Source organism: Ignavibacteriota bacterium (assembly GCA_013285405.1).
In the GTDB taxonomy this organism is placed as follows: Bacteria; Bacteroidota; Ignavibacteria; order Ignavibacteriales; family Ignavibacteriaceae; genus IGN2.
Genome location: CP053446.1, coordinates 3835106 through 3856466 on the forward strand (window position 1 = coordinate 3835106; position 21361 = coordinate 3856466).

Annotated in this window: 23 protein-coding genes and 3 pseudogenes; 19 read left to right on the forward strand and 7 right to left on the reverse strand. The window is 34.3% G+C overall.

The genetic code is table 11. The annotated features are described in order from the left end of the window. Positions 1-252 precede the first annotated feature (252 nt). From HND39_16750 to HND39_16760, 3 genes are read left to right on the forward strand one after another with little or no spacing between them, the layout of a single operon-like run. On the forward strand, positions 253-786 hold the full coding sequence (locus tag HND39_16750; GenBank protein ID QKJ97791.1) for a GNAT family N-acetyltransferase: 534 nt from the start codon (positions 253-255) through the stop codon (positions 784-786). Next, positions 783-2225: a phosphotransferase gene (locus HND39_16755; GenBank protein ID QKJ97792.1), complete on the forward strand. Its 1443-nt coding sequence runs from the start codon at positions 783-785 to the stop codon at positions 2223-2225. The genes HND39_16750 and HND39_16755 overlap by 4 nt, the downstream gene beginning before the upstream one ends. After that, positions 2225-2944 (forward strand): nucleotidyltransferase family protein, encoded by a 720-nt coding sequence (locus HND39_16760; GenBank protein ID QKJ97793.1) that lies wholly within the window; start codon positions 2225-2227, stop codon positions 2942-2944. The genes HND39_16755 and HND39_16760 overlap by 1 nt, the downstream gene beginning before the upstream one ends. A gap of 403 nt (positions 2945-3347) precedes the next feature. Here HND39_16760 and lptB read toward each other — a convergent pair whose 3' ends face one another. From lptB to kdsA, 5 genes are read right to left on the reverse strand one after another with little or no spacing between them, the layout of a single operon-like run. Further along, a complete protein-coding gene (gene lptB, locus HND39_16765; protein ID QKJ97794.1) occupies positions 3348-4085 on the reverse strand; it encodes an LPS export ABC transporter ATP-binding protein in 738 nt (245 codons plus the stop codon). Then, positions 4078-5466, reverse strand: a complete 1389-nt coding sequence (locus HND39_16770) for a hypothetical protein (protein QKJ97795.1) — start codon at positions 5464-5466, stop codon at positions 4078-4080. Before HND39_16770 ends, lptB begins: the two co-directional genes overlap by 8 nt. Continuing rightward, positions 5466-6002 carry an LPS export ABC transporter periplasmic protein LptC gene (gene lptC, locus HND39_16775; GenBank protein ID QKJ97796.1) on the reverse strand — a complete coding sequence of 179 codons (537 nt, stop codon included), beginning with the start codon at positions 6000-6002 and terminating at the stop codon, positions 5466-5468. Before lptC ends, HND39_16770 begins: the two co-directional genes overlap by 1 nt. Then, positions 5999-6976: a KpsF/GutQ family sugar-phosphate isomerase gene (locus HND39_16780; protein QKJ97797.1), complete on the reverse strand. Its 978-nt coding sequence runs from the start codon at positions 6974-6976 to the stop codon at positions 5999-6001. The genes lptC and HND39_16780 overlap by 4 nt, the downstream gene beginning before the upstream one ends. Positions 6977-7013: 37 nt before the next feature. Then, on the reverse strand, positions 7014-7829 hold the full coding sequence (kdsA, locus tag HND39_16785; protein ID QKJ97798.1) for a 3-deoxy-8-phosphooctulonate synthase: 816 nt from the start codon (positions 7827-7829) through the stop codon (positions 7014-7016). A gap of 263 nt (positions 7830-8092) precedes the next feature. Between kdsA and HND39_16790 the strand changes: the two genes are divergently transcribed. From HND39_16790 to HND39_16865, 16 genes and pseudogenes are all read left to right on the forward strand, one after another. Beyond that, positions 8093-8962 carry a PIG-L family deacetylase gene (locus HND39_16790; protein ID QKJ97799.1) on the forward strand — a complete coding sequence of 290 codons (870 nt, stop codon included), beginning with the start codon at positions 8093-8095 and terminating at the stop codon, positions 8960-8962. Positions 8963-9074: 112 nt separating this feature from the next. Continuing rightward, a complete protein-coding gene (locus HND39_16795) occupies positions 9075-9395 on the forward strand; it encodes a hypothetical protein (protein QKJ97800.1) in 321 nt (106 codons plus the stop codon). A gap of 271 nt (positions 9396-9666) precedes the next feature. After that, complete coding sequence (locus HND39_16800) at positions 9667-10569, forward strand: hypothetical protein (GenBank protein QKJ97801.1); 903 nt, start codon at positions 9667-9669, stop codon at positions 10567-10569. Further along, positions 10562-10708: a hypothetical protein gene (locus HND39_16805; protein ID QKJ97802.1), complete on the forward strand. Its 147-nt coding sequence runs from the start codon at positions 10562-10564 to the stop codon at positions 10706-10708. The genes HND39_16800 and HND39_16805 overlap by 8 nt, the downstream gene beginning before the upstream one ends. After that, complete coding sequence (locus HND39_16810) at positions 10705-12405, forward strand: sodium:solute symporter (protein ID QKJ97803.1); 1701 nt, start codon at positions 10705-10707, stop codon at positions 12403-12405. The genes HND39_16805 and HND39_16810 overlap by 4 nt, the downstream gene beginning before the upstream one ends. Positions 12406-12461: 56 nt before the next feature. Further along, a complete protein-coding gene (locus HND39_16815; GenBank protein QKJ97804.1) occupies positions 12462-12719 on the forward strand; it encodes a hypothetical protein in 258 nt (85 codons plus the stop codon). Positions 12720-12730: 11 nt separating this feature from the next. Then, positions 12731-13306: a TetR/AcrR family transcriptional regulator gene (locus tag HND39_16820; GenBank protein ID QKJ97805.1), complete on the forward strand. Its 576-nt coding sequence runs from the start codon at positions 12731-12733 to the stop codon at positions 13304-13306. A gap of 110 nt (positions 13307-13416) precedes the next feature. Further along, positions 13417-13629 carry a hypothetical protein gene (locus tag HND39_16825; GenBank protein ID QKJ97806.1) on the forward strand — a complete coding sequence of 71 codons (213 nt, stop codon included), beginning with the start codon at positions 13417-13419 and terminating at the stop codon, positions 13627-13629. 9 nt (positions 13630-13638) lie between these two features. Further along, a pseudogene (locus HND39_16830) lies at positions 13639-15734 on the forward strand (sodium:solute symporter family protein). A 366-nt stretch (positions 15735-16100) separates the two neighbouring features. Next, a complete protein-coding gene (locus HND39_16835; protein ID QKJ97807.1) occupies positions 16101-17306 on the forward strand; it encodes a hypothetical protein in 1206 nt (401 codons plus the stop codon). Next, the gene (locus HND39_16840; protein QKJ97808.1) at positions 17284-17619 is read left to right on the forward strand and encodes a hypothetical protein; all 336 of its coding nucleotides are present in this window, start codon (positions 17284-17286) and stop codon (positions 17617-17619) included. The genes HND39_16835 and HND39_16840 overlap by 23 nt, the downstream gene beginning before the upstream one ends. Continuing rightward, positions 17516-17889, forward strand: a pseudogene (locus HND39_16845) (T9SS type A sorting domain-containing protein). Before HND39_16840 ends, HND39_16845 begins: the two are co-directional and overlap by 104 nt. Positions 17890-18025: 136 nt before the next feature. Continuing rightward, positions 18026-18515, forward strand: a pseudogene (locus HND39_16850) (hypothetical protein). Between the two features lie 113 nt (positions 18516-18628). After that, the gene (locus HND39_16855) at positions 18629-18988 is read left to right on the forward strand and encodes a hypothetical protein (GenBank protein ID QKJ97809.1); all 360 of its coding nucleotides are present in this window, start codon (positions 18629-18631) and stop codon (positions 18986-18988) included. 378 nt (positions 18989-19366) lie between these two features. Then, on the forward strand, positions 19367-19807 hold the full coding sequence (locus HND39_16860; protein ID QKJ97810.1) for a hypothetical protein: 441 nt from the start codon (positions 19367-19369) through the stop codon (positions 19805-19807). Between the two features lie 139 nt (positions 19808-19946). Continuing rightward, on the forward strand, positions 19947-20300 hold the full coding sequence (locus tag HND39_16865) for a 30S ribosomal protein THX (GenBank protein ID QKJ97811.1): 354 nt from the start codon (positions 19947-19949) through the stop codon (positions 20298-20300). A gap of 437 nt (positions 20301-20737) precedes the next feature. Here the strand turns inward: HND39_16865 and HND39_16870 are convergent, their stop codons facing one another. Together HND39_16870 and HND39_16875 are read right to left on the reverse strand one after the other, a co-directional pair. Next, a complete protein-coding gene (locus tag HND39_16870; GenBank protein QKJ97812.1) occupies positions 20738-21064 on the reverse strand; it encodes a hypothetical protein in 327 nt (108 codons plus the stop codon). Beyond that, positions 20991-21182, reverse strand: a complete 192-nt coding sequence (locus tag HND39_16875) for a hypothetical protein (GenBank protein ID QKJ97813.1) — start codon at positions 21180-21182, stop codon at positions 20991-20993. Before HND39_16875 ends, HND39_16870 begins: the two co-directional genes overlap by 74 nt. Positions 21183-21361: the final 179 nt, after the last annotated feature.

Sequence of the window (21361 nt, forward strand, 5' to 3'; positions counted from 1 at the left end):
GTAAATGAGCATTGCTAATCTTAATAAGCAAAAATTGTACAATTAAACAGAATACGTTTTCTTCAAATAAATCAAATTAAATTTTTATGCTGAGTAAAAAGGTTAGCAGCACAGCAGGAATTTTCAACCAACTGAAAAAAATCATTGCTTAAAGGTCATTTATTAACGAATAAAGTTTTAAATATTTTTCTCATTTTTATATAGAGAATTGTAATAAACAGTTATTTCCTGAGAGATTATTACTTTTACACTATGAAAATTTATTTTGGTGAATATTGTATCCGCAGTTATGAGTATTCTGATCAGAAAGCATTGGTCAAATACGCAAACAATTACAACGTTTCCAGATTACTCAGGGATCAATTCCCCTTCCCTTACACTTCAGAGATGGCTGAAATGTGGCTTGTTCATGCATGCAATCAGAATCCTGAATCAAATTTTGTAATTGCAAATGAGAAAGAACTTATCGGTGCAATCGGGATTAATTTACAGGATGATGTTAACAGATTTTCGGCTGAAATTGGTTACTGGCTCGGTGAACCTTTCTGGAATAAAGGTATAATTACACAAGCTTTAAATTTATTTTCTGATTTTGCATTTAATAAATTTGAATTGAATAGAATATTTGCAAATGTATTTGAAGGCAACGACGCATCTGAAAAAGTTTTGCGAAAAACAGGCTACAAAAAAGAAGCAACTTTGAAGAAAGCAGTTTTCAAAGAAGGAAAATTTATTGATCAGCATATTTATGCATTATTAAAAGATGAATTCCTGAAATCAAGATGACAGAGAGAACCCAAAAACTTATTAAGCTTTTTAAAGATTGGTCAAATGAAGACGCTGAAAGCATTCAGCCAATAATTCAGTCAGGTTCTGACAGGAAATATTTCAGAATATCAGGCAACAAAAAAACTGCCATTGGAGTTTTTAACCCTGACAAAAAAGAAAACAAAGCGTTTCTTCTATTCACTGCTCATTTCAACAAAATAGGGTTGAATGTACCAAAGCTTTATAATCAACAGTTAAAAGAAAATATTTATTTGATCGAGGATCTCGGAGATATAAGCCTTTTTTCTCTTGTAGAAAAAAAAGGTTCTAAGGAAGTAATATCAAAAAATACTATTGAATACTATAAGGATGCGCTCCTTCATTTAGTTCGTTTTCAAATTGATGGCAATAAAGGATTGGATTATTCAGTCTGCTATCCGAAGAACAAATTCGATAATCAATCTGTTTTATGGGATTTGAACTATTTCAAATATTACTTTCTAAAACTTGCAAAAATTACTTTTAATGAGCAGAAGCTGGAAAATGATTTTCATTTTTTCTCCAAATATCTTCTTGAAGCCGATTCAAAATATTTTATGTACCGTGATTTTCAGTCAAGGAATATTTTAGTCCGTGACAACCAGTTGTACTTCATTGATTACCAGGGAGGAAGAAAAGGTGCATTACAGTACGATGTGGCTTCTCTTTTGTTTCAGGCAAAAGCAAACTTATCAACGCAGATTCGAGATGAGTTATTAGAATACTATCTTGTTCAGGTAAGTCAAAAGTCAAAAGTCAAAAGTCAAAATTTTTTAAAATATTATTATGGATTTGTGTTGATAAGACTTTTGCAAACACTTGGTGCTTACGGATTCAGAGGTTATTTTGAAAACAAATCTCACTTCCTTTTGAGCATTCCTTTTGCTCTGAAAAATCTCAAATGGCTCGTTGAAAAAAATCATATCCCAAAAAATCTTCCTGAACTAAAAAGAATAATTAACTCAATCTTACAGAATGAAGAATTAAAAAATCTCGGTTTAACAAAATCTGGAAACAGATTGAAAGTTACTATCAAAAGTTTTTCATACAGGAATGGAATACCAAAAGATTTTTCAGGCAATGGCGGTGGATTTGTTTTTGACTGCCGCTCGCTTGAAAATCCCGGCAGATATCCTGAATATGCGAATAGTACTGGACTTGATAATAATGTAATCGACTTTTTAAAGAATAGAAGCGATGTGAAAAATTTTTTAGATTCTGTTCATTCAATAGTTGATCGGGCAATCACAAATTATTTGGATCGTGGTTTCAAGAACCTGATGATCAATTTTGGATGTACTGGCGGACAGCATCGTTCAGTTTATTGCGCTGAAAATATTGCAAAGCATATCAATAATAAATTTAAAGTCGATGTTTCATTATATCATACACAGCTTAACAAAAAAGGGATTGCGTGATGCGTGCGATGATACTCGCTGCAGGACTCGGAACAAGACTGAAGCCGCTCACTGATACAACTCCAAAAGCGCTTGTTAAAATAAAAGATAAAACTTTGCTTGAAATACAAGTTAAGAAATTAGTGTCAGAAGGATTTAACAAGATCGTCATCAACATTCATCATTTTGCTGATCAGATTAAAAATTATCTTGAGAGCAACAAATACTTCAATTGCTGCATTGAATTTTCTGATGAAAGTAATTTGTTATTAGATACGGGAGGTGGATTAAAAAAAGCATCTCATTTTTTCGCAGACAATAAACCGTTTCTGGTTTATAATGTGGACATCCTATCAAACATCAATCTTAAAAAATTATATGAATTCCATCTCAAGTCAGAAAGTATTGCAACACTGGCAGTTCAGGAAAGAAAGTCTTCCCGCAAATTTTTATTTGATGATAGAATGGTTTTATGCGGATGGAAGAATGAAAAATCAGGCGAACGAATTATTTCAGTGGAAAGTAAATCTGAATTAACAGCTTATTCATTCAGCGGAATTCAAATTATTGATCCGAAGATTTTTAAATATTTTCCTGATAAATTAATTTTTTCGTTAGTTGAGCTATATCTGAATGTTTCGGCAAAAGAAAACGTTACTGGTTACGTTCATAATGATGATGAATTGATGGATGTGGGAAAGGTGGAAAATATTAAGGGGGCAGAATCTTTCTTCGGATAATCAGGTCACTCCGATGGAGATTCCATTTCAGCTTTTGTTTTTTCCTTATTACAAACAGATCGTTCCTTCGGAACTTATTCAATTTTATTTTCATTTTGTTAACTACATAACACCGTAGGTGTGACCTGTTTGTAATTTAAAACTACGACTCACTGATTAAGCGCTGTAGGTGCGATATGTTATTATTTTTTCTATGATCAGGTCGCTCCGATGGAGCCTCTATTTCAGTTTTCATTTCTTCCTTATTCCAAACAGAACGTTCCTTCGGAACTTATTCAATTTTACTTTCATTTTGTTAACTACATAACACCGTAGGTGTTTCCTGTTTGTAATATTTTAGAACAAACATTTATTTAGTGAGCACCGTAGGTGCGACCTGTAATTTACTTTCAGAAATTGTGCTTCACGAGTACCTATCAAGTCTGAACTTCTCACCGAGATATAATTTCTTAACTTCCTCATCGTTCGCCAGATCTTCAGCGCTTCCCTGTTTAAAAATCACTCCATCGATCAGGATGTAAGCCTTATCAACAATACTTAATGTTTCGTGAACGTTGTGATCAGTAATCAGAATTCCGATTCCCCTGTTCTTCAGATTGGCTACAATGTTCATAATATCCTCAACAGCAATCGGATCTATACCAGCAAATGGTTCATCCAGTAAAATAAAACTTGGATCCGTTGCAAGTGCTCGGGCAATTTCTGTACGACGCCTTTCACCGCCGCTTAACTGAAAACCTTTGCTGGTTCGGATATTAGTGATTGATAATTCATCTAATAAAGTTTCACATTTTTTAAGTCGTGATTCTTTATCAAGGTTTGTCATTTCAAGAACAGCAAGAATGTTTTCCTCAACCGTAAGTCGTCTAAAGATTGAAGCTTCCTGCGGCAGATAACCAATTCCCATTCTCGCACGTTTATACATTGGTACTTTTGTAATCTCCTGATCATCCAGAAAAACTCTGCCTGCATCCGGTTTGATCATCCCGGTAATCATATAAAAAGTCGTCGTTTTACCTGCACCATTTGGACCAAGTAATCCAACTATTTCACCTTTTGAAACTTCAATTGATGCTTTGTTAACAACTTTTCTCTTCTTGTAAATTTTTACAAGCGAATCGCTTCTAAGTGTTTTACTCATTCTCTGGTAAGTTAATTATAAAATCTTTTTTCTCTGGTCTGTTTTCTCTCAAAACAAATTTAGGCAAAGTAAAAGTTCTTTCTAAACCTTCTACTTTATTTTCAGGATGATATTCACTTGTGGGCGATCCATAAAGTTTCACCTGATCAATTTCATTTTCTTTAAATAGTATTACGGCTCTTTGCGCAGTTGATTTAACAAGACCATTTGGTGTATTATCGTCATACAAATAATAAATTGACTGAACTTTTCCTTCAAACTCTGCTTTATGCAATCGGTTATTGAAAAAATAAAGCTTAACGCTGTCTGATGAAGTTTGGTCAAATCTCTGAACATAAGTTTTATTTTGTGAGAGCATGAAAGCGTTATTATCAACAATCAGTGATTTAATATCTCCATCCTCAAGATAAATTGTAATTGAATCACCAGTTAATTGTGATGTTTCATACCACATAGCTGGTCTGGGTTTTTCTTCACTCAATCTGTTAGTGACAATTTTTTCCTCATCACGATAATAAATTGAAAGGTCGTTCAGCGAAGCAAAGCTTCCCCTCAAAATTTTTACTGAATCAGTTGCTTTGAAGACATCCTCCCCGCTCCTGAAACTTTCCATCACCAGGCTTTTAATTAGAAGAGTATCAATAGAAATTCTGTCCTGATCAACTTCATCAGTATTAAACGTAGTATCAATTTGCATCAGGAGCGGTTTTTCATTTATCAAAGTATATTTTAACTGACCATCATCTTCAAGATGATTACCAAAGATCGTTAAGTTATCCTTTAAATTTTTTATGCTCACATTCCCATCAGCAATACTATATTTTGTTTTACGGAGATGAGTTAGTGAATCAGCAATAATGATATTGTCCTGATCTGTGATGTTTACGTTTCCGGTTGCAATTGATTTATCAAGATTTTTGAAATAAGTAAGTTCGTTCGCCGATAAAGTAGAAGTCGAATCAACGAGAGTAACATTTGTCTGGAAAAATGCTCGGGCTTCATCAAAATAGTATTCGCCGCTATCTGCTGAGAGAACAACTTTAGTATCATCGAGAATAATCCCGGAAGTGCTTTTGGTTTTTCTTAAGTTACCATAGTAGTAACCTTTTTCTGTCTGAAGTGTAAGACTATCCTGTTTTGCAACGACATTCCCGATCAATTCGGCTTCATTGCGCGCAAGGTATTGAATTGCCATATTACAAGTTACTGTTACATTTCCCTGGATTAATTTAACATTGCCAACAACTTCACGGATCGATTCACCATCAACAAATTTCCCGATTAAACTATCACCAACCACAGTAATTTTCTCATCTTCTGATTGTGACAAAAGGGAAATTTGAATTGCAAACAAACTTAGTATCAGAATAATCCTGAACATTATTCCTTTTTAGCTTTAGTGATATAAGTAATATTGTAGATAACATAGTTTCTAAGATGCTGGTCAGACTCGAATCCGTAACCTTCAATATGTTCATCTGGTGAATCAATAGTAACAAATTTATCCGAGACAATTTTTTTGTCACTGTTTCTCCATTTTAATTCATCCGTCCTTACAACAATTCCGCTATCATTAACAGCCACTACACTGTCAATAGCATACAAATCATTTGTTTTTTCATCCACTCTGCCTCGTTTGGATGTAAGAGTAGTTGTTTTTATTTCCTTCATATTGAAAAATTCAACTTTAACTCCTTCATCAAGAATAGTTTCTTTTCTTGTATTAAATAATTGTAAATGTCCTGCTGTAAGAATTGCTCTTGTTTTTCCCGAATCAGTAAAGAATACAGTTGAGTTCCAGCTTTCCTGAGCAGGTAATTCTTCAACAACAAATGAAGTATCTACGTGAGGTTTTACATCTTTACCTGTGCATCTGAACATTAATAAAGTGAGAAAGAAAAGAAAGAAAAATTTCATCTTCTCTGGAGTCCGAGATTAACAAGATCGTGTAGATGAACAATACCAATTGGTTTTTTTTCGCTATCAGCAACTATCAATGAAGTGATTTTATGATTTTCCATTATTTGAAGAGCGAATGATGCAAGATAATCTTTATCAGTTACTTTGGGATTTTTTGACATAATATCTGTAGCAACAAGATTTTTCACATCCATAGTTTTTTCAAGAAGTCGTCTTAAGTCACCATCAGTAATTACCCCGCTCAACTTCCCGCCTTTATTAACAACGCAAGTAGCACCAAGTCTTTTACTTGTCATCTCAATAATAATATCTTTTATTGATGCATCTTCGTTAACAATGGGAACACCATCGCCTTTTGTCATTATCTCATCAATCTTTAAAGATAATCTTTTGCCAAGACTTCCACCCGGATGAAGCAATGCAAAATCTTCAGCAGTAAATCCTCTTTTCTGAAGTAATGCAACCGAAAGTGCATCACCCATTACAAGTGTTGCAGTAGTTGATGAAGTTGGTGCAAGGTCATGCGGACAAGCTTCTTCTTTTACATTTATGCTAAGAAAAATATCACTGTCTTTTACAAGAGAGGAATCAGGATTACCAGACATAGTGATTATTTTCACACCAAGTCTTTTAAACATTGGTAACAGTCTGGTGATTTCTTCAGTTGAACCGCTTTTGGAAATTATGATAACCACATCTTCTTTTCTTACCATTCCAAGATCACCGTGAAGCGCATCAGTAGGATGAAGAAATATTGCTGCCGTGCCGGTCGAATTTAAAGTTGCCACAATTTTCCTGGCAATCAATCCGGATTTTCCCATTCCGGTAAGAACAACTCTCCCTGTTGATTTGAAAATTGTTTCTACTGCATTTACAAATTCCGAATTTATGCTTTGCTCAAGATGAGAGATTGCATCGGCTTCAATTCGTACTACATTTCTTCCGGTTTTAATAATTTCATTATCTGTCAAAATCTACCTTTAATCAATTTAGATAAAAGAGAAAAATTTATTTGTGATTTTTTACCAGTAAATCTATTTGCTGAATTTCAAATAATAAATCTTCAAGCTCTGATAATGGAAGCTGACTTTCTGCATCACTCAAAGCGTTTGTTGGATCAGGATGAACTTCAAGAAACAAAGCATCGATTCCAACAGCAGCAGCAGCTTTTGCAAGAGGTTTTATGAACTGAGCTTGTCCTCCGGTTTTCCCATCGCTTCCGGGTAACTGAACGGAATGTGTTGCATCCATAATAACCGGATAACCAAATCCTTTCATGATTACTAATGAGCGCATATCAACGACAAGATTATGGTAACCAAAAGATGAACCTCTTTCAGTCAATAATATTTTTTTATTTCCTGTTGATTCAATTTTTTCAATTGCATATTTCATATCGCCTGGTGCAAGGAACTGACCTTTTTTAACATTTACAGCAGCGCCGGATTTACCTGCCGCTAACAACAATTCAGTTTGTCTGCATAAGAAAGCTGGTATCTGAAGAACATCAGCAACTTTGCATACGTCTTCAATTTCATTAACTGAATGAATATCTGTCAATACAGGTACATTATAAATTCTTTTTACATCAGCAAGAATTTTTAGTGCTTCCGAATCTCCGATTCCTTTAAACGAATTGATACTTGTTCGATTTGCTTTTTTATAGCTTGATTTAAAAATGAAAGGGATATGTAGTTTATCAGTTAACTTTTTAATGTGTTCAGCAGTTGTGAAAATAATCTTTTCATTTTCAACAACACAGGGTCCGGCAATCACAACGAAAGGTAAATTTGAACCCAACTTTACATTTTTAATCTCAACCATAATTCCTTTTAATAAATTACTCCGGTAATATGTAAATATAAGAAAATATAGGATTTATGTCTTTCCGAAATTGCCATAGATCAATAGTTAAATCATACAGAAACCCTTTTCATTGTCATCAGAATGGTTGTCGAAAATTGTCACTGATGATAGCTTTCAGTTTAATCCTAAATTTTTCCATCAAAATTCTTATTGAATTATCGGTAGTAATCATTAAATTTTATTTCAAGTCTTTGAATATTTCAAAAAATCATTATGAGTAAATGACAAAAAGAATTTTTTTATTACTGTTAATTTCAGTAGAGGTCATTCTTTGCCAGCCATCCGAATCTCTGAATTCTTCTGAAATAAAAATCGCCCTTGAGAAATTAAACACACTTGGAAGTGTGCTGTACATTGCTGCTCATCCTGATGATGAGAACACATCTTTTCTATCCTATTTTAATTATGCAAAACATCTTAGGACAGGTTATCTTTCACTAACCCGTGGTGATGGTGGTCAGAATCTGATTGGAGATGAACAAGGTGACTTACTTGGTGTTATCAGAACTCAGGAATTACTGCAAGCAAGAAGTATTGATGGTGCCGAACAATTTTTTACGAGAGCTGTCGATTTCGGTTATTCAAAAACACCGGAAGAAACTTTGAGGAAATGGGGTAAAGAGGAAATACTTTCTGATGTCGTTTGGGTGATAAGAAAATTTAAGCCTGATGTTATTGTCACAAGATTTCCGACTAATGGAGTTGGTACGCACGGTCATCATACAGCCTCAGCATTACTTGCGGTTGAAGCATTCAAACTAGCTGGAAAAAAAGATGCATTTCCCGAACAGTTAAAATATGTCGAAACTTGGCAGCCAAAAAGAATTTTCTGGAATGCATGGACACCAGCTCTAAATTCTATGGGAATAAACAGCGATACTTTAATTACAATAAATTTTGGCGAGTATAATAATCTGCTCGGAAGATCATACACAGAAATTTCTGCATTGAGCAGATCAATGCACAAAAGCCAGGGTTTTGGTGCTTCAGGAAGACGTGAAAATTTATATAATTTTTTTCTTGAGCTCGATGGTGAAACAGTAAAAAATGATTTGTTTGATGGTATTGATTTGAGCTGGGGACCGTGTTGATGGAAGTGAAAATGTAGCGAAGTTACTCTCTGAAGCCAATAATGAATACGATTTTGAAAATCCATCTGCAATACTCCCTCTATTAGTTAAAGCATATTCTGAACTTCAAAAGTTGAATGATAAATATTGGGTAAAAGTCAAATCTGCTGAATTATTAAATGTTATAAAATCTTGTGCTGGCATTTGGGCGGAAGCTGTGACTGAAGAAAACCTTCTCTCTCCCAGGAGTGAAGTTAAAGTATCAGCAGGATTTGTTGTTCGTTCAGATGTTCCGATTACTTTGAAATCAATTCAGATTGATTATCAATTAAAAGATTCAACATTGAATTCAATTTCTGTTAAAGGTGAAATGATTTCAGTTGAACGAATGATCTCTATTCCCGAAAATGCAGAATACAGTCAGCCTTATTGGTTAGCTGGAAGGAAATCATAAAGATGTTTATGTTGTTAATGATCAGAACCTGATCGGTCAACCAAAAACTGATTATCCTCTGTATGCAAAATTCATAACAGAGATTAATGGTGATGAAATTGAATTCCGGATACCTGTATTTTACAGAGACAATGACCGGGTAGATGGAGAAATCTATAAAAGAATTGAAATTGTTCCTGAAGCAATTGTTAATTTTGATAAAGGATTATATCTGATAAAAAATAATGATGAAAAAGAAATAAAGGTTTTCGTCAGAAACTTTAAAGATCAGTTGAACGGTTCGGTTCAACTTATAACTGATGATGGATGGAAAATTTCACCACCAAAATATGATTTCAACTTTACGGATAAAAATCAGGAACAGGAATTTATTTTCACCATCAGTTCAAGCAATAATAATCATTCAGGCAAAATAAAAGCTGTTCTTGATATTGATGGTAAGGATTTATCCAAGAGTCTTGTCACACTCGATTATCCTCATATACAACCCCAAACTGTTTTATTCGAAGCAGAAGCTAAAGTTCTGAAACTTAAATTCGAAAAAGAAGTGCCGAGAAAAATCGCATATATTATGGGCTCAGGCGATAAGATTCCTGAACTTTTAACTGACCTGGGATTCTCGGTTGATGTATTCAATAAGGAATCGATAACTCCTGAACTTCTAAAAAATTATGAGGTTGTAATAACAGGAATCCGGGCTTATAATACTTACCAAAGACTTTCAACTGATCAAAAAAATCTTCTGGAATTTGTTAGAAACGGAGGAAGATTAATCGTTCAGTACAATACTCTTGGAGATTTATTTGCAGATCCATCTCCCTACAAGTTGAAAATTTCGAGAGATCGTGTGACAGAAGAAGATTCACCCGTTACAATTCTTAATCCTTCTCACAGCGTGATGAATTATCCATATAAAATTTCCTTAAAAGATTTTGATGGATGGAATCAGGAACGTGGTTTATATTTTCCAAATGAATGGGATGAAAAATTTATTCCATTACTTGGAATGAATGATTCTAACGAAGCTCTGATGAAAGGTTCACTTTTAATTACTGAATATGACAAAGGAGTTTTCATTTATACAGGCATCTCATTCTTTCGTCAATTGCCTGCTGGTGTTGAAGGTGCATACAAGCTGTTTATTAATTTAATTTCGGCGGGAATAAATGAATAAAGAAGACAAAAAAATTTTTGAAGTAGAAGATGATCTTCCACCAATATTCAATAGCTGGAATAAGTTGTACACATTTGTGCTTGGCTTTTTTGCTATACTCGTATTTCTATTTTATTTATTCACGAAAGCTTTTGAATGAGTCTCATTGACTGGATTGTAATGTGCGGTTTCACCGGTTTCGTTGTCATTTACGGAACTATTAAATCCAGACACGCGAAAGATGTTGACACTTATATCCGGGCAGGCAGAACTTCACGATGGTGGCTTGTTGCATTATCAATAATGGCAACGCAGGCAAGTGCGATTACTTTTCTTTCAACTCCCGGTCAGGCTTATGTTGATGGAATGAGGTTTGTCCAATTCTATTTTGGATTACCAATTGCGATGATAATTCTTTCAATCACTGCCGTGCCAATCTATAATAAGCTAAATGTTTTCACTGCATACGAATATTTAGAAAAACGTTTCGATTTGAAAAACAGACTTCTTGGCAGTGCATTGTTTTTAACACAAAGAGGATTAGCTGCGGGATTTACAATTTATGCACCTTCATTGATTCTTTCAGTTATTCTTGGATGGGAATTGAATATTACAATTATCATTACAGGTGGTTTAGTAATTTTATACACAACTATAGGTGGTACTGTCGCAGTAAATAAAACACATTTGATCCAGATGATTATAATTACTGTCGGAATGTTTGCTGCGTTTTATTTTCTTATGTCGTTTTTACCTGAAGAAGTTTCTTTTTTTGATGCAGCTTATCTTGCAGGAAAAATGGGAAAGTTCAATGCAGTTGATTTTAGTTTTGATTTGAGTAATCGATATACTTTCTGGTCGGGAATAATCGGTGGTACTTTTCTGATGCTATCATATTTCGGGACTGACCAATCCCAGGTTCAGCGGTATCTTGCAGGCAGTTCAGTAAAACAAAGCCGATTAGCTTTATTGACGAATGGATTAGTAAAAGTCCCTATGCAGTTTATTATTTTGTTTATTGGTGCGATGGTTTTTGTTTTTTTTCAGTTTATTACTCCCCCATTGTTTTTCAATCCGGTTGAAGTATCGAAAATCAAAGCAAGTCAATATTCAGAAGAATATTCAAGATTAGAAGATGAATACGTTAAAGTTAATGAAGAGAAACAGAAAGCAGCTACGAAAATAATTTCAATGATTGATTCGGATGATAAAACTTCACTGCAAGCACAAAATCAACTATTACTCGAAAAGCAAAAGGAAGCGGATGAAATTAAGAAAAGTGCAGTTGAAATTATTAAGAAGTCTGATCCGATGGCTGAAGCAAATGATACTAATTACATTTTCATTTCATTTATTATAAATTTTTTACCAATTGGATTTGTTGGTTTACTAATAGCAGCAATCCTTTCTGCATCTATGTCTTCCACATCTGCTGAGTTAAATGCATTGGCTTCTACAACTGTAATTGATTTTTATAAAAGACTTGTCCGCAAAGAAGCAGATGATAAACAGTATTTAAAGATTTCAAAAATTGCGACCGTGTTCTGGGGAATTTATGCAATACTTTTTGCTGTTCTTGTAAAGGAACTTGGTTCATTAGTTGAAGCAGTAAATATTCTTGGTTCATTAGTTTATGGAACTATTCTTGGTATATTTTTAACTGCATTTTACCTTAAAAAAGTTTCCGGTACACCGACATTTCTCGCAGCAGTAATGGCAGAACTGGTCGTGATTTACTGTTACTTGTTTACGGATATTCCATTTCTATGGTATAATGTTATCGGTTGCCTTATTGTGGTATTTGGTGCATTTTTGTTGAGTATTTTGTTTCAGATTTTAAAAACTGAAAGCAAATAAAAAGAAATAGAATAAATATTTTTATGAAAAATAAATTAAAAAAAGCAGGCTGACTTATGAGCAAAAAGAAATCGAATCTTTTATTGTATGGACTTATTATTGGTGGAATAATTGGCGCCGGAGTAGCAGTTTATTTTGGAACAAAAGCAGTAATTGACAGCAATAAGAAAAAGAAAGAAAGAAAGCATAAATTCTACGAAGGCATTGATGATATCTTTGATGAAAGTGCAAAGGACATTGCTTCTTCAGATACAAAAAATTTAATCGACGATGAAAAAGAAATTACCGATGAACTTTTTTCACGTTCTAAATAACCAAATTAATTTTGGCTAAAGGACGTAAAGAAGAAATTGTTCGTGCGGCTGCCAAAAGATTCAGCCGGCACGGCTTTAACAAAACTACTTTGGAAGAAATTGCCAGAGATATCCGCATTGGCAAGCCAACAATCTATCACTACTTTACTTCTAAAGATGAATTATTCAATAGTTCTGTTGAATTCCAGTCTTCACAATTTATTGAGGATATAAAAGCAATTTTCAACAATCAGGATTTACCCGTCGGAGCCAGATTACTTGAATATTTTGCCTTCAAAGAAACACTATTGCACCGCTACAAATTATTATACGATCTACTGCTTTCATTATTAAAAGATGAAACACTGGAGAAAGAAAAAATTATTTTACAGAGTTTACTTAAAAAGGAGACTGAAGTAGTTGCACTTATTTTAAGTTCAATTTATACCGGAAGAATTGAAAGCATGAATATCTCATTGCCCTACTATATAGTTCATTTGAGCTGGGGATTAATGTTCAGCAGTTTAATTAAAGAATTTCACCCTGATGGAAAATCCGCAAATACAAAAGAACTGACGTTCAAAAGTCTCGAAACTATTTTATCCTGATAAATAGCCCCCACAATTAGCAAATTAATATTTTTTTTATTTGAAACTTATAATTCTATCTATAACTTTCAGATATAAAAACTCATATATCCTTAACAATAACCTATTAAATGTCGCTATTCACACATTCCTGGCTGCCACTAATTTATCTGTATTTATTTGGTGGTCTATTCTTCGCATTTGGTTTATACATCATTTATAAATCAGGAAGTCTTAATCGTCATAAAAAGTTACACAGAAAATGGAGTAGAGTATTAATTTTTGGTTACATCTACTTCCTGATAATTCACACTATTTTAATATTAGCAGCTCTATACTTGTAAAATAATTTTATGGAATCACTACACGGACTTGGAACCGCAACTGACTGGATTGTAATGGTTGCTTATTTCGTCGGGATAATGCTCTTCGGAAGTTACTTTGCAAAATACAATCGAAGCACGAATGATTTTTTCTTTGGAGGAAGGAGATTTGCCTGGTGGCTGATAACAGTTTCGATTGTTGCAACCGGTGTGGGTAGTCACAGTTTTGTAAAATATTCCGCTAAAGGATTTGAATACGGACTTTCATCAACGATGACTTATATGAACGATTGGTTCTTTATGCCATTCTTTCTTTTTGGCTGGCTCCCAATAGTAGTTTATACAAAAATCAAATCCATCCCCGAATATTTTGAAAGAAGATTCAGCCCAACAGTAAGACAGATTGCGACCATATTCCAATTACTTTATATGATTGGATATTTAGGTATCGGTCTTTTAACTCTCGGAAAAGTATTTACACCATTATTACCTGAGTCATTTACAATTCTTGGATTAACCATTCCTGTAACACTGATGGGAGTAATAATTGTCATCGCAATTATCACAGGTGTCTATACAACATTTGGTGGACAAACGGCAGTAATCTTCACGGATTTACTTCAAGGTGGAATTTTACTTTTTGCAGGTGTACTGATTTTTATAATGGGTGTAAGTTATGTTGGTGGATTCGATTCCTTCTGGCATTTACTTCCGGTTGAGTGGCGATTACCTTTAGCTGATTTCAACAAACCTGCTGACTTTAATTTTGTTGGAATCTTCTGGCAGGATGGAGTTGCCGGGTCTGTTGGTTTTCTTTTTATGAATATGGGTTTACTGATGCGTTTCATGTCCGCAAAAAGTGTGAATGAAGGACGTAAAGCAGCAGCATTTAACGTGTTGTTTATGCTTCCGATTTCAGCGATAGTGGTCGGAAGCGCTGGCTGGATTGGAAAAGCATTAACTGAAATGAATCCTCCGCATCTTGGCACAAATGTAAATCCGGATGAAGTTTTTATTGCTGTTACACATATCATTGCCAGTGAAGGTGTTTTTTGGATTTGTCCTCGCTGCATTAACAGCCACATTACTTTCCACAGTTGATTCGCTGATAAATGCTATTGCTGCGGTTTACATAAATGACGTTCATCGTCCATTAAAAAAATTATTGAAAAGAAAATTAGCATCCGAAGAAGTTGAATCGAAAAAAGAGTTAGGCGCTGCAAGAATGGCTTCAATCTTTTTTACAATAATTGGAATAATTGCGACGATTCCTTTCAACCAATACCCAACAGTGTACGAAGCTCACGGATATTTCCATTCAACTCTGACACCTCCACTCGTTACAGCAATTTTTCTTGGTGTATTCTGGAAAAAATTTACACCTGCAGGTGTACTCGGAACTTTTCTCGGCGGTTCATCATTAATGATACTCGGTGCAAGATATCCGGATATTTTAATTACACCTATTGCTCATGGAACTCCACTGGACCCGGTTCATCCATATACATACATAAGTGCACTTTATAATACGCTTGTCTGTGTTGGTATTGGTACTTATAACTTATCTGCAACCAATAATAATGAGGACCTCTGACCATATCAAAAAAAGCAGAAAGCATAAATTGATTATAGATACTATGATAGTATTAATTGTAGTTTCATTGTTGCTTGTTTGGTTTAACGTTGGTCATCTTGCGTTCTTACTTACTTTAACTCTTTTGATCACAATATTTGTGTCACTCTCTGCTGCATATTACATTAAATTTGATCCGACCGTACATCTTGAAGGATTAACTATCTGGTCAATCAAAAAAGCAAAGGAGAAATTCAAAGGTGGAAAAGTCAATGATAAGGAAGGCAAAATTGTTCATGTAATGTGGAGAGAAAGAAAAGATAATGATGATGTAATCAATCTTGCGGCAGAAGATATGAAAAAAATGGCTGCTGAAGTTGGCGATATGGTGTATCTTTGCGATGCCAGAAAATATTTGGGCGGATTAAAATCTGTTCACTCCCGCATTGGAAAACCACACGACGATCCCGGTATCATGCTCATCAGTAAAGAACATAAATTAAGCGCACTCTTTAAAGAAGATAAAATTCTTTATGCAGAAAAAGAGATGTAAACACTTCAGATTTCTTTACAATTAAACTTCAGTCCGGCAAATACGACAGATATTCGAGTCAATGCCGGCGATTCTGATTTACAGAAACTTAATCAAATGTAGCTAAACAGACAGAAATCAATTAATATTGGTTTCATCAGATCTGGTACCCGGATGGCATAGTATATGTAAAATAATACTGCATAAAACAGAAAAAATCACAGGATAATTACTTCAAACTAAACAATCAATAAGTATGTTAATCCAGAATTTTTTCTTGATATGTTAATGATTAATGTACAATACTTTGATTCACAAGGATTTTGCTCAATTCAACATTAAAACTTAAATCAACTAAATCAATCACATTGTTCAAGGAGGACATATATGAAACAATTTATTATTGTTTTAACAATCTTAACATTCTTCACTGTTTTTACATCAGTTCAGGCACAGAACAACGATATGTCAACAGGATACGAAACTATTTCTGTTCCTGAAAACATTCAATCGATCCTGCATCAGATAAAAATGGCTGAAGTAAATGAAGATTGGACTTTATACTCTCAGTTGAGAGAATCATTAATTCAAACCTGGCAGCAAGTAAATCCAGAGGTTGCAAAACTTTACAGAAATGTAAACAATGGTGCCTCAGATTTAACAACTGATGGAACTCCGGTTGGTACGAAAAGAAATGATGATGGAAGATCTTTTCATTATTTATTGGAAGAATCCCAGCCGCTATCAAAACCGTTGTGGGGTGATGATAAAATAGTGTTTAACGGACGAGCCGCCGATATAAGTATGGATATTGCAATTAATGGAGATATCTATCTGTCAGTAATTGGAAGACACGATGGTTTAGCAACTACAGACTCAGTTTATATCTATAAGTCAACTGATGGTGGCGTAAACTGGGTTGAATGGAGCGTACTATTTGCTTCAACTCAAACGTTCAAGCAAATTGAGATTATGCTTTTTGATGGACAAATTGGCGGCACTGGTCAACCTTCATACATTTTACTTTTCTATTTATTTGATAATGGCTGGCTTAGAGTAGGAAGAACAGAAACCACAACACCAAGTTGGAGCTATTATACCATATCTGGTAGTTCAGGCGGCGCACCAATCACTCAATTTGCAGTTGACCGAAATAATTCGGCTTCAGATTACCGTGCAATTTGTCTTTATGACAGCTCGACAGTTGTTAAATGTATCAGATCTGAACCAACTAGTTACGGGACCGTCTGGCAGGATGCACATTCACTTGGTTATGTAGGAAGAGATCTTGATTTTTGTTATGGCTGGAATGGAGCTGTTTACGCAAGTTATAATGGCTTCTCTAGTGGTAACCTTTATGCAAGAGAAAATACAAACTATGGAGATCCCGCATCCTGGGCGCCTCATGTGACAGTTGTAAGTGGAGCAACGGACACAACAAGGCGAGGACAAATAATAGCCTCCAGAGAAGATGATCCGAATAATATTGTTGCACTTATTTTTGAAAGAAAATCAGGTTCAGAGTATGATCTTTACTGGTCTTTAAAGCCAAGTGCCGGAACCCAGTACGATGGAAGCTTGGGTTGTCCCTAATGAAAATAAATGGCCTGCAGTTTATTCGAGAAAAACTACTGGCAATCAAACTTTTCAGAGTGTATTTGAACAGTCCGGGATAGCCAATGCAACTCCAAGATTAATCAAATACAAATCTTTTGATGGATCAATTTGGTCGCAGAGCATTGAAGTATCGGATGCATCAAATGATGTAACTGGTTTGCAAAAACCTGAAGTTGGAGATATTGATGGAAGCACACCTGTTTTTGCGTTTGTTGGTGGAAATTATACTAATGTGTATTTCGATAATTATAGCTGGATACCAACAGATGTTAATGAAACCCCAAGGTAATTTTCCAGTTGAATACATTTTAGAACAAAATTACCCGAATCCATTTAATCCAAATACAACCATCAAATTCAGTATTCCGGAAAATTCATTTGTGTCACTAAAAGTTTATAATGTTCTTGGTAAAGAAGTATCATCTGTAATAAGTGAAGAGATGAATGCTGGTACTATGAAGTAAATTTCAATGGAAATAATCTTTCCAGTGGTGTATATTTCTATAAACTTGAGACAGAAAATTTTGTTAAAACTAATAAGATGATTTTAATGAAATAAACCCAGTGTAATATATTCTTAATTGAAATGACCGTCTTGAAAATTATATTTTGAGACGGTCTTTTTATTTATGTTTATAAAAATTCATTCATTTAGTATTTTCAATTCACAAATAAATTATTCTCAATAACTATTCATGGATTTTTTTATATGCGATATTGCAATTGCAAGAATTCTACATATTCTTGGTGTTGTTTTGTGGATTGGAGGGGTTGGGTTCGTTACAACTGTAAGCTCTACCAACAGTAAAAGAATTTAAATCGAAAGAAGAAAGAATAGATTTTTTCGAAAAAGCCGAACACAGATTTGCCAGACAAGCAAGGTTGACAACGCTTCTGGTTGGACTAACAGGTTTTCATATGGCTGCAAGATTGAATTTGTGGGAAAGGTTTCTGGATGTTTCTTTTTGGTGGATGCATTTGATGGTTCTGATTTGGTTAATATTTACTGTAATGCTATTTGTTCTTGAACCATTCTTTCTGCATAAAAAGATGCGAGAGAAAGCTGAGATTGATCCTGAAGGAACTTATAGACGAATCTATAAAATGCATCTTCATCTTTTTATTTTAAGCATAATAACTATTATCGGTGCTGCTGCAGGAAGTCACGGCTGGTTGTTTTTTTAATTGAAATGCTTACGAACAGTTTTTAATATAATATCAATTCCTTTTTTCAAATAATTTGTTATACTCGTCTGTCAAATGAACATTGAGTGACATAGCCAAAGGAGATAAATTATATGAGAGAAAAATATCGCAAAGGTGGAATCGGGGCAGTGATGGATGAATACGAAAGAGCAGCAGCCGAATTCAAGAATATGATTGAAAATATTTCTGATTCAAACTTTATCAAAATCGTTGACACAGAAACAAAGGACGATGATTGTCGTTCTGTACAAACTATTGTTTCTCACGTCACAAATTCCGGTTTCGGTTATGCAAATTATATCAGAGACTGGTATTCGATTCCAAAAAATTCTCCAGAGAGGAAACTTCTTACAAAAGTAGAATTCATGTCAAGGTTTGACAACATCTTGCCTACACATCTGAAACACTTGAAGGGAAATGGGAATATTCTGATGAAGAAATTCAAAAAGTAAAAATGATTGTTCGCTGGGGTCCTCAATATGATCTCGAACAATTACTTGAGCATGCTTGTAGTACATATTTTAAGACATAGAAGACAAATAGAAAAGTTTGCCGCTAACGGAAAAATATTTCTTCCAAATAAATAAAGTTTCCTGTTTTGTTGAAAGAAAAAAATATTCTTTGGGTGACATTTTTCACAATCGCAATGGTTTATCTTGAATCTGCCATTGTAGTTTACCTGCGGGGAATATATGGAATTGAAAATCTACTTAGCGATATTAATTTTACTCCGGATAAATATACCATTATCGAAATCGGGCGTGAAGCAGCAACCATAGTGATGCTCGTATTGATCGCGATGATATCTGGTAATTCAAGGCAAAAAAAGTTTGGTTATTTTTTCTTGCGCTTCTGGAATTTGGGATATCTTCTATTATATATGGCTTTATGTTTTTATTCAGTGGCCAAAATCTTTAATGGATTGGGATGTACTGTTTCTGATTCCACTTCCATGGTGGGGACCTGTTATCTCACCTATTTTGATCTCAGTAATTTTGATTACTACCGGTTACCTTCTAATAAAAGAAATAAATTATAAAATAACACTTATTGATTTGACTATAATCAGTATTTCTGTAATTACTCTTCTATATACTTTTGTCGAGGACAGTATTATAATCATTTTAACAGGACAAGGTTCAATAACTGAAGTTCGACCATCATCATTTAATTGGATACTATTTTCCATCGCAATTATCACCTGGATAGCGTTAACTATCAAAGTATTCTTACCCGGACCAAGACGTACTGAGTTAGCATATTCGAATTAAATCAGGTAAATAGCCTGTAAAATTTTCTGATAGCACTCAAAATATTTTATTAATGTTTCATGTTTTAATTGAAAGTTAAACTTGTGAAAAGTATAATTGTAGAGTAAATATTTTATTCTAAAACCATATAGAGGCGATAATGGGCAAAGGAGACAAAAAATCAAAAAAAGGGAAAAGATTCAGACACTCGTTTGGAAGGACAAGACAACGGAAACATACTAAAAGTAATCATCACAAAAAGAAAACAGAAGAAAAGCCAAAATCAATAGAACAGAAAAAGACACTTCGCAGTGAACCTGAATTGGAAAAACCAGTTGTTGTTCTTGAACCAAAGGTAGATGAAATTAAATTGGTTCAACCAGAAATCTCTGAAATAAAAGAAGAAGTTCAAATTTCGGAAGTATCTGTTGCTGTAATTCCGGATATACCTGAAGAAAGTCTTGCCCGGTTATCGAATCATCTGAACCAAGTCAATCAGCCAAAGAAGAGTTAAAGAAAAGAAATTCGGACTGAAGAGAAAGTTTCACCGGAAGCACCGAAAAAAGAGGAGACCGGAAAGTTAGAAAAAGAAGAATAATCTATTTGAAGCTAATGAACTAAAAACAGATTATTATCACGGTTAGAATCAGGTATTTGCAAATCTCCGAGTTCTATTTGTCTTATCGTTTTTGATAATTTTATTTTAGCAGAAAAATCTCTTTCATTATTCTGCCAGATTTTTGCAGTATAATAATAGTCCTCTACAGAATCATCTTCATAAGTTAGTTTTAACTTAACCGGAGTGGGAATGTTTCCTATTTTCGTTACCGTTACTATAACTGCTGAGTCTTTTATTACAACTTTATCAATTGCTAAATCAGGGTATCCTCTCTCAAAAAACCACGGCTTCCAGAACCAATTTAAATTTCGTCCTGTAAAATCATTAAAAAGTCAAAAAAGAAGTCGTATGGAATCGGATGTTTCCCTTTCCACCGATTCATAAATTCCGTAATGCACCAAAAAAAGTTCGTCCCCTAAAATATTGCGTAGTATGTTATAAGAAATTGATGAACGATCGTATGCTGAATTTCTATATGAGCTGTATGGCATTGAAAAAGAAGAAATCATAGCCGGTAAATCATTTTCTGTTCCGGCATTGTATTCATAATTTCCGACGATGCTGATTAATCTTGAATTAATCCTGTCAAATTCTTCCATATAATCGAACGGCAGCATAACCGCCCAGCCTTCCATCCATAAATGCATATTTCTTTTCATTCATGCTTCCGACATAAAAAGGAAAATACTGATGCGCTAATTCGTGTGAGGTTAATGATTTTACTGTATGTTCCCAAATATCAGTCGAACCATCATTAATCATCATAGGAAATTCCATACCTCCACCGGGTCTTCCAGTATTAAACGCAACGATGGATGGGAATGGAAATTTTACACCTGGTATTTCTTCTGAGAAGTATTTTATTATATCCTTACAAGCCTCTGCAACATCATAGAAATCTGGTGAATATTCAGGATTAGATCGTTTTGTATAAATACAGATTTTGTTTCAACACT

What these genes read in the sequence shown, in the direction of transcription:
- HND39_16750 (QKJ97791.1), top strand. Translation starts at nt 253, where the DNA reads ATGAAAATTTATTTTGGTGAATATTGTATCCGCAGTTATGAGTATTCT.
- lptB (QKJ97794.1), bottom strand. Translation starts at nt 4,085, where the DNA reads ATGAGTAAAACACTTAGAAGCGATTCGCTTGTAAAAATTTACAAGAAG.
- HND39_16760 (QKJ97793.1), top strand. Translation starts at nt 2,225, where the DNA reads ATGCGTGCGATGATACTCGCTGCAGGACTCGGAACAAGACTGAAGCCG.
- HND39_16865 (QKJ97811.1), top strand. Translation starts at nt 19,947, where the DNA reads ATGGGCAAAGGAGACAAAAAATCAAAAAAAGGGAAAAGATTCAGACAC.
- HND39_16755 (QKJ97792.1), top strand. Translation starts at nt 783, where the DNA reads ATGACAGAGAGAACCCAAAAACTTATTAAGCTTTTTAAAGATTGGTCA.
- HND39_16815 (QKJ97804.1), top strand. Translation starts at nt 12,462, where the DNA reads ATGAGCAAAAAGAAATCGAATCTTTTATTGTATGGACTTATTATTGGT.
- kdsA (QKJ97798.1), bottom strand. Translation starts at nt 7,829, where the DNA reads ATGGTTGAGATTAAAAATGTAAAGTTGGGTTCAAATTTACCTTTCGTT.
- lptC (QKJ97796.1), bottom strand. Translation starts at nt 6,002, where the DNA reads ATGAAATTTTTCTTTCTTTTCTTTCTCACTTTATTAATGTTCAGATGC.
- HND39_16835 (QKJ97807.1), top strand. Translation starts at nt 16,101, where the DNA reads ATGAAACAATTTATTATTGTTTTAACAATCTTAACATTCTTCACTGTT.
- HND39_16805 (QKJ97802.1), top strand. Translation starts at nt 10,562, where the DNA reads ATGAATAAAGAAGACAAAAAAATTTTTGAAGTAGAAGATGATCTTCCA.
- HND39_16825 (QKJ97806.1), top strand. Translation starts at nt 13,417, where the DNA reads ATGTCGCTATTCACACATTCCTGGCTGCCACTAATTTATCTGTATTTA.
- HND39_16770 (QKJ97795.1), bottom strand. Translation starts at nt 5,466, where the DNA reads ATGTTCAGGATTATTCTGATACTAAGTTTGTTTGCAATTCAAATTTCC.
- HND39_16870 (QKJ97812.1), bottom strand. Translation starts at nt 21,064, where the DNA reads ATGAAAAGAAATATGCATTTATGGATGGAAGGCTGGGCGGTTATGCTG.
- HND39_16810 (QKJ97803.1), top strand. Translation starts at nt 10,705, where the DNA reads ATGAGTCTCATTGACTGGATTGTAATGTGCGGTTTCACCGGTTTCGTT.
- HND39_16875 (QKJ97813.1), bottom strand. Translation starts at nt 21,182, where the DNA reads ATGGAATTTCCTATGATGATTAATGATGGTTCGACTGATATTTGGGAA.
- HND39_16790 (QKJ97799.1), top strand. Translation starts at nt 8,093, where the DNA reads ATGACAAAAAGAATTTTTTTATTACTGTTAATTTCAGTAGAGGTCATT.
- HND39_16855 (QKJ97809.1), top strand. Translation starts at nt 18,629, where the DNA reads ATGAGAGAAAAATATCGCAAAGGTGGAATCGGGGCAGTGATGGATGAA.
- HND39_16840 (QKJ97808.1), top strand. Translation starts at nt 17,284, where the DNA reads ATGGAAGCTTGGGTTGTCCCTAATGAAAATAAATGGCCTGCAGTTTAT.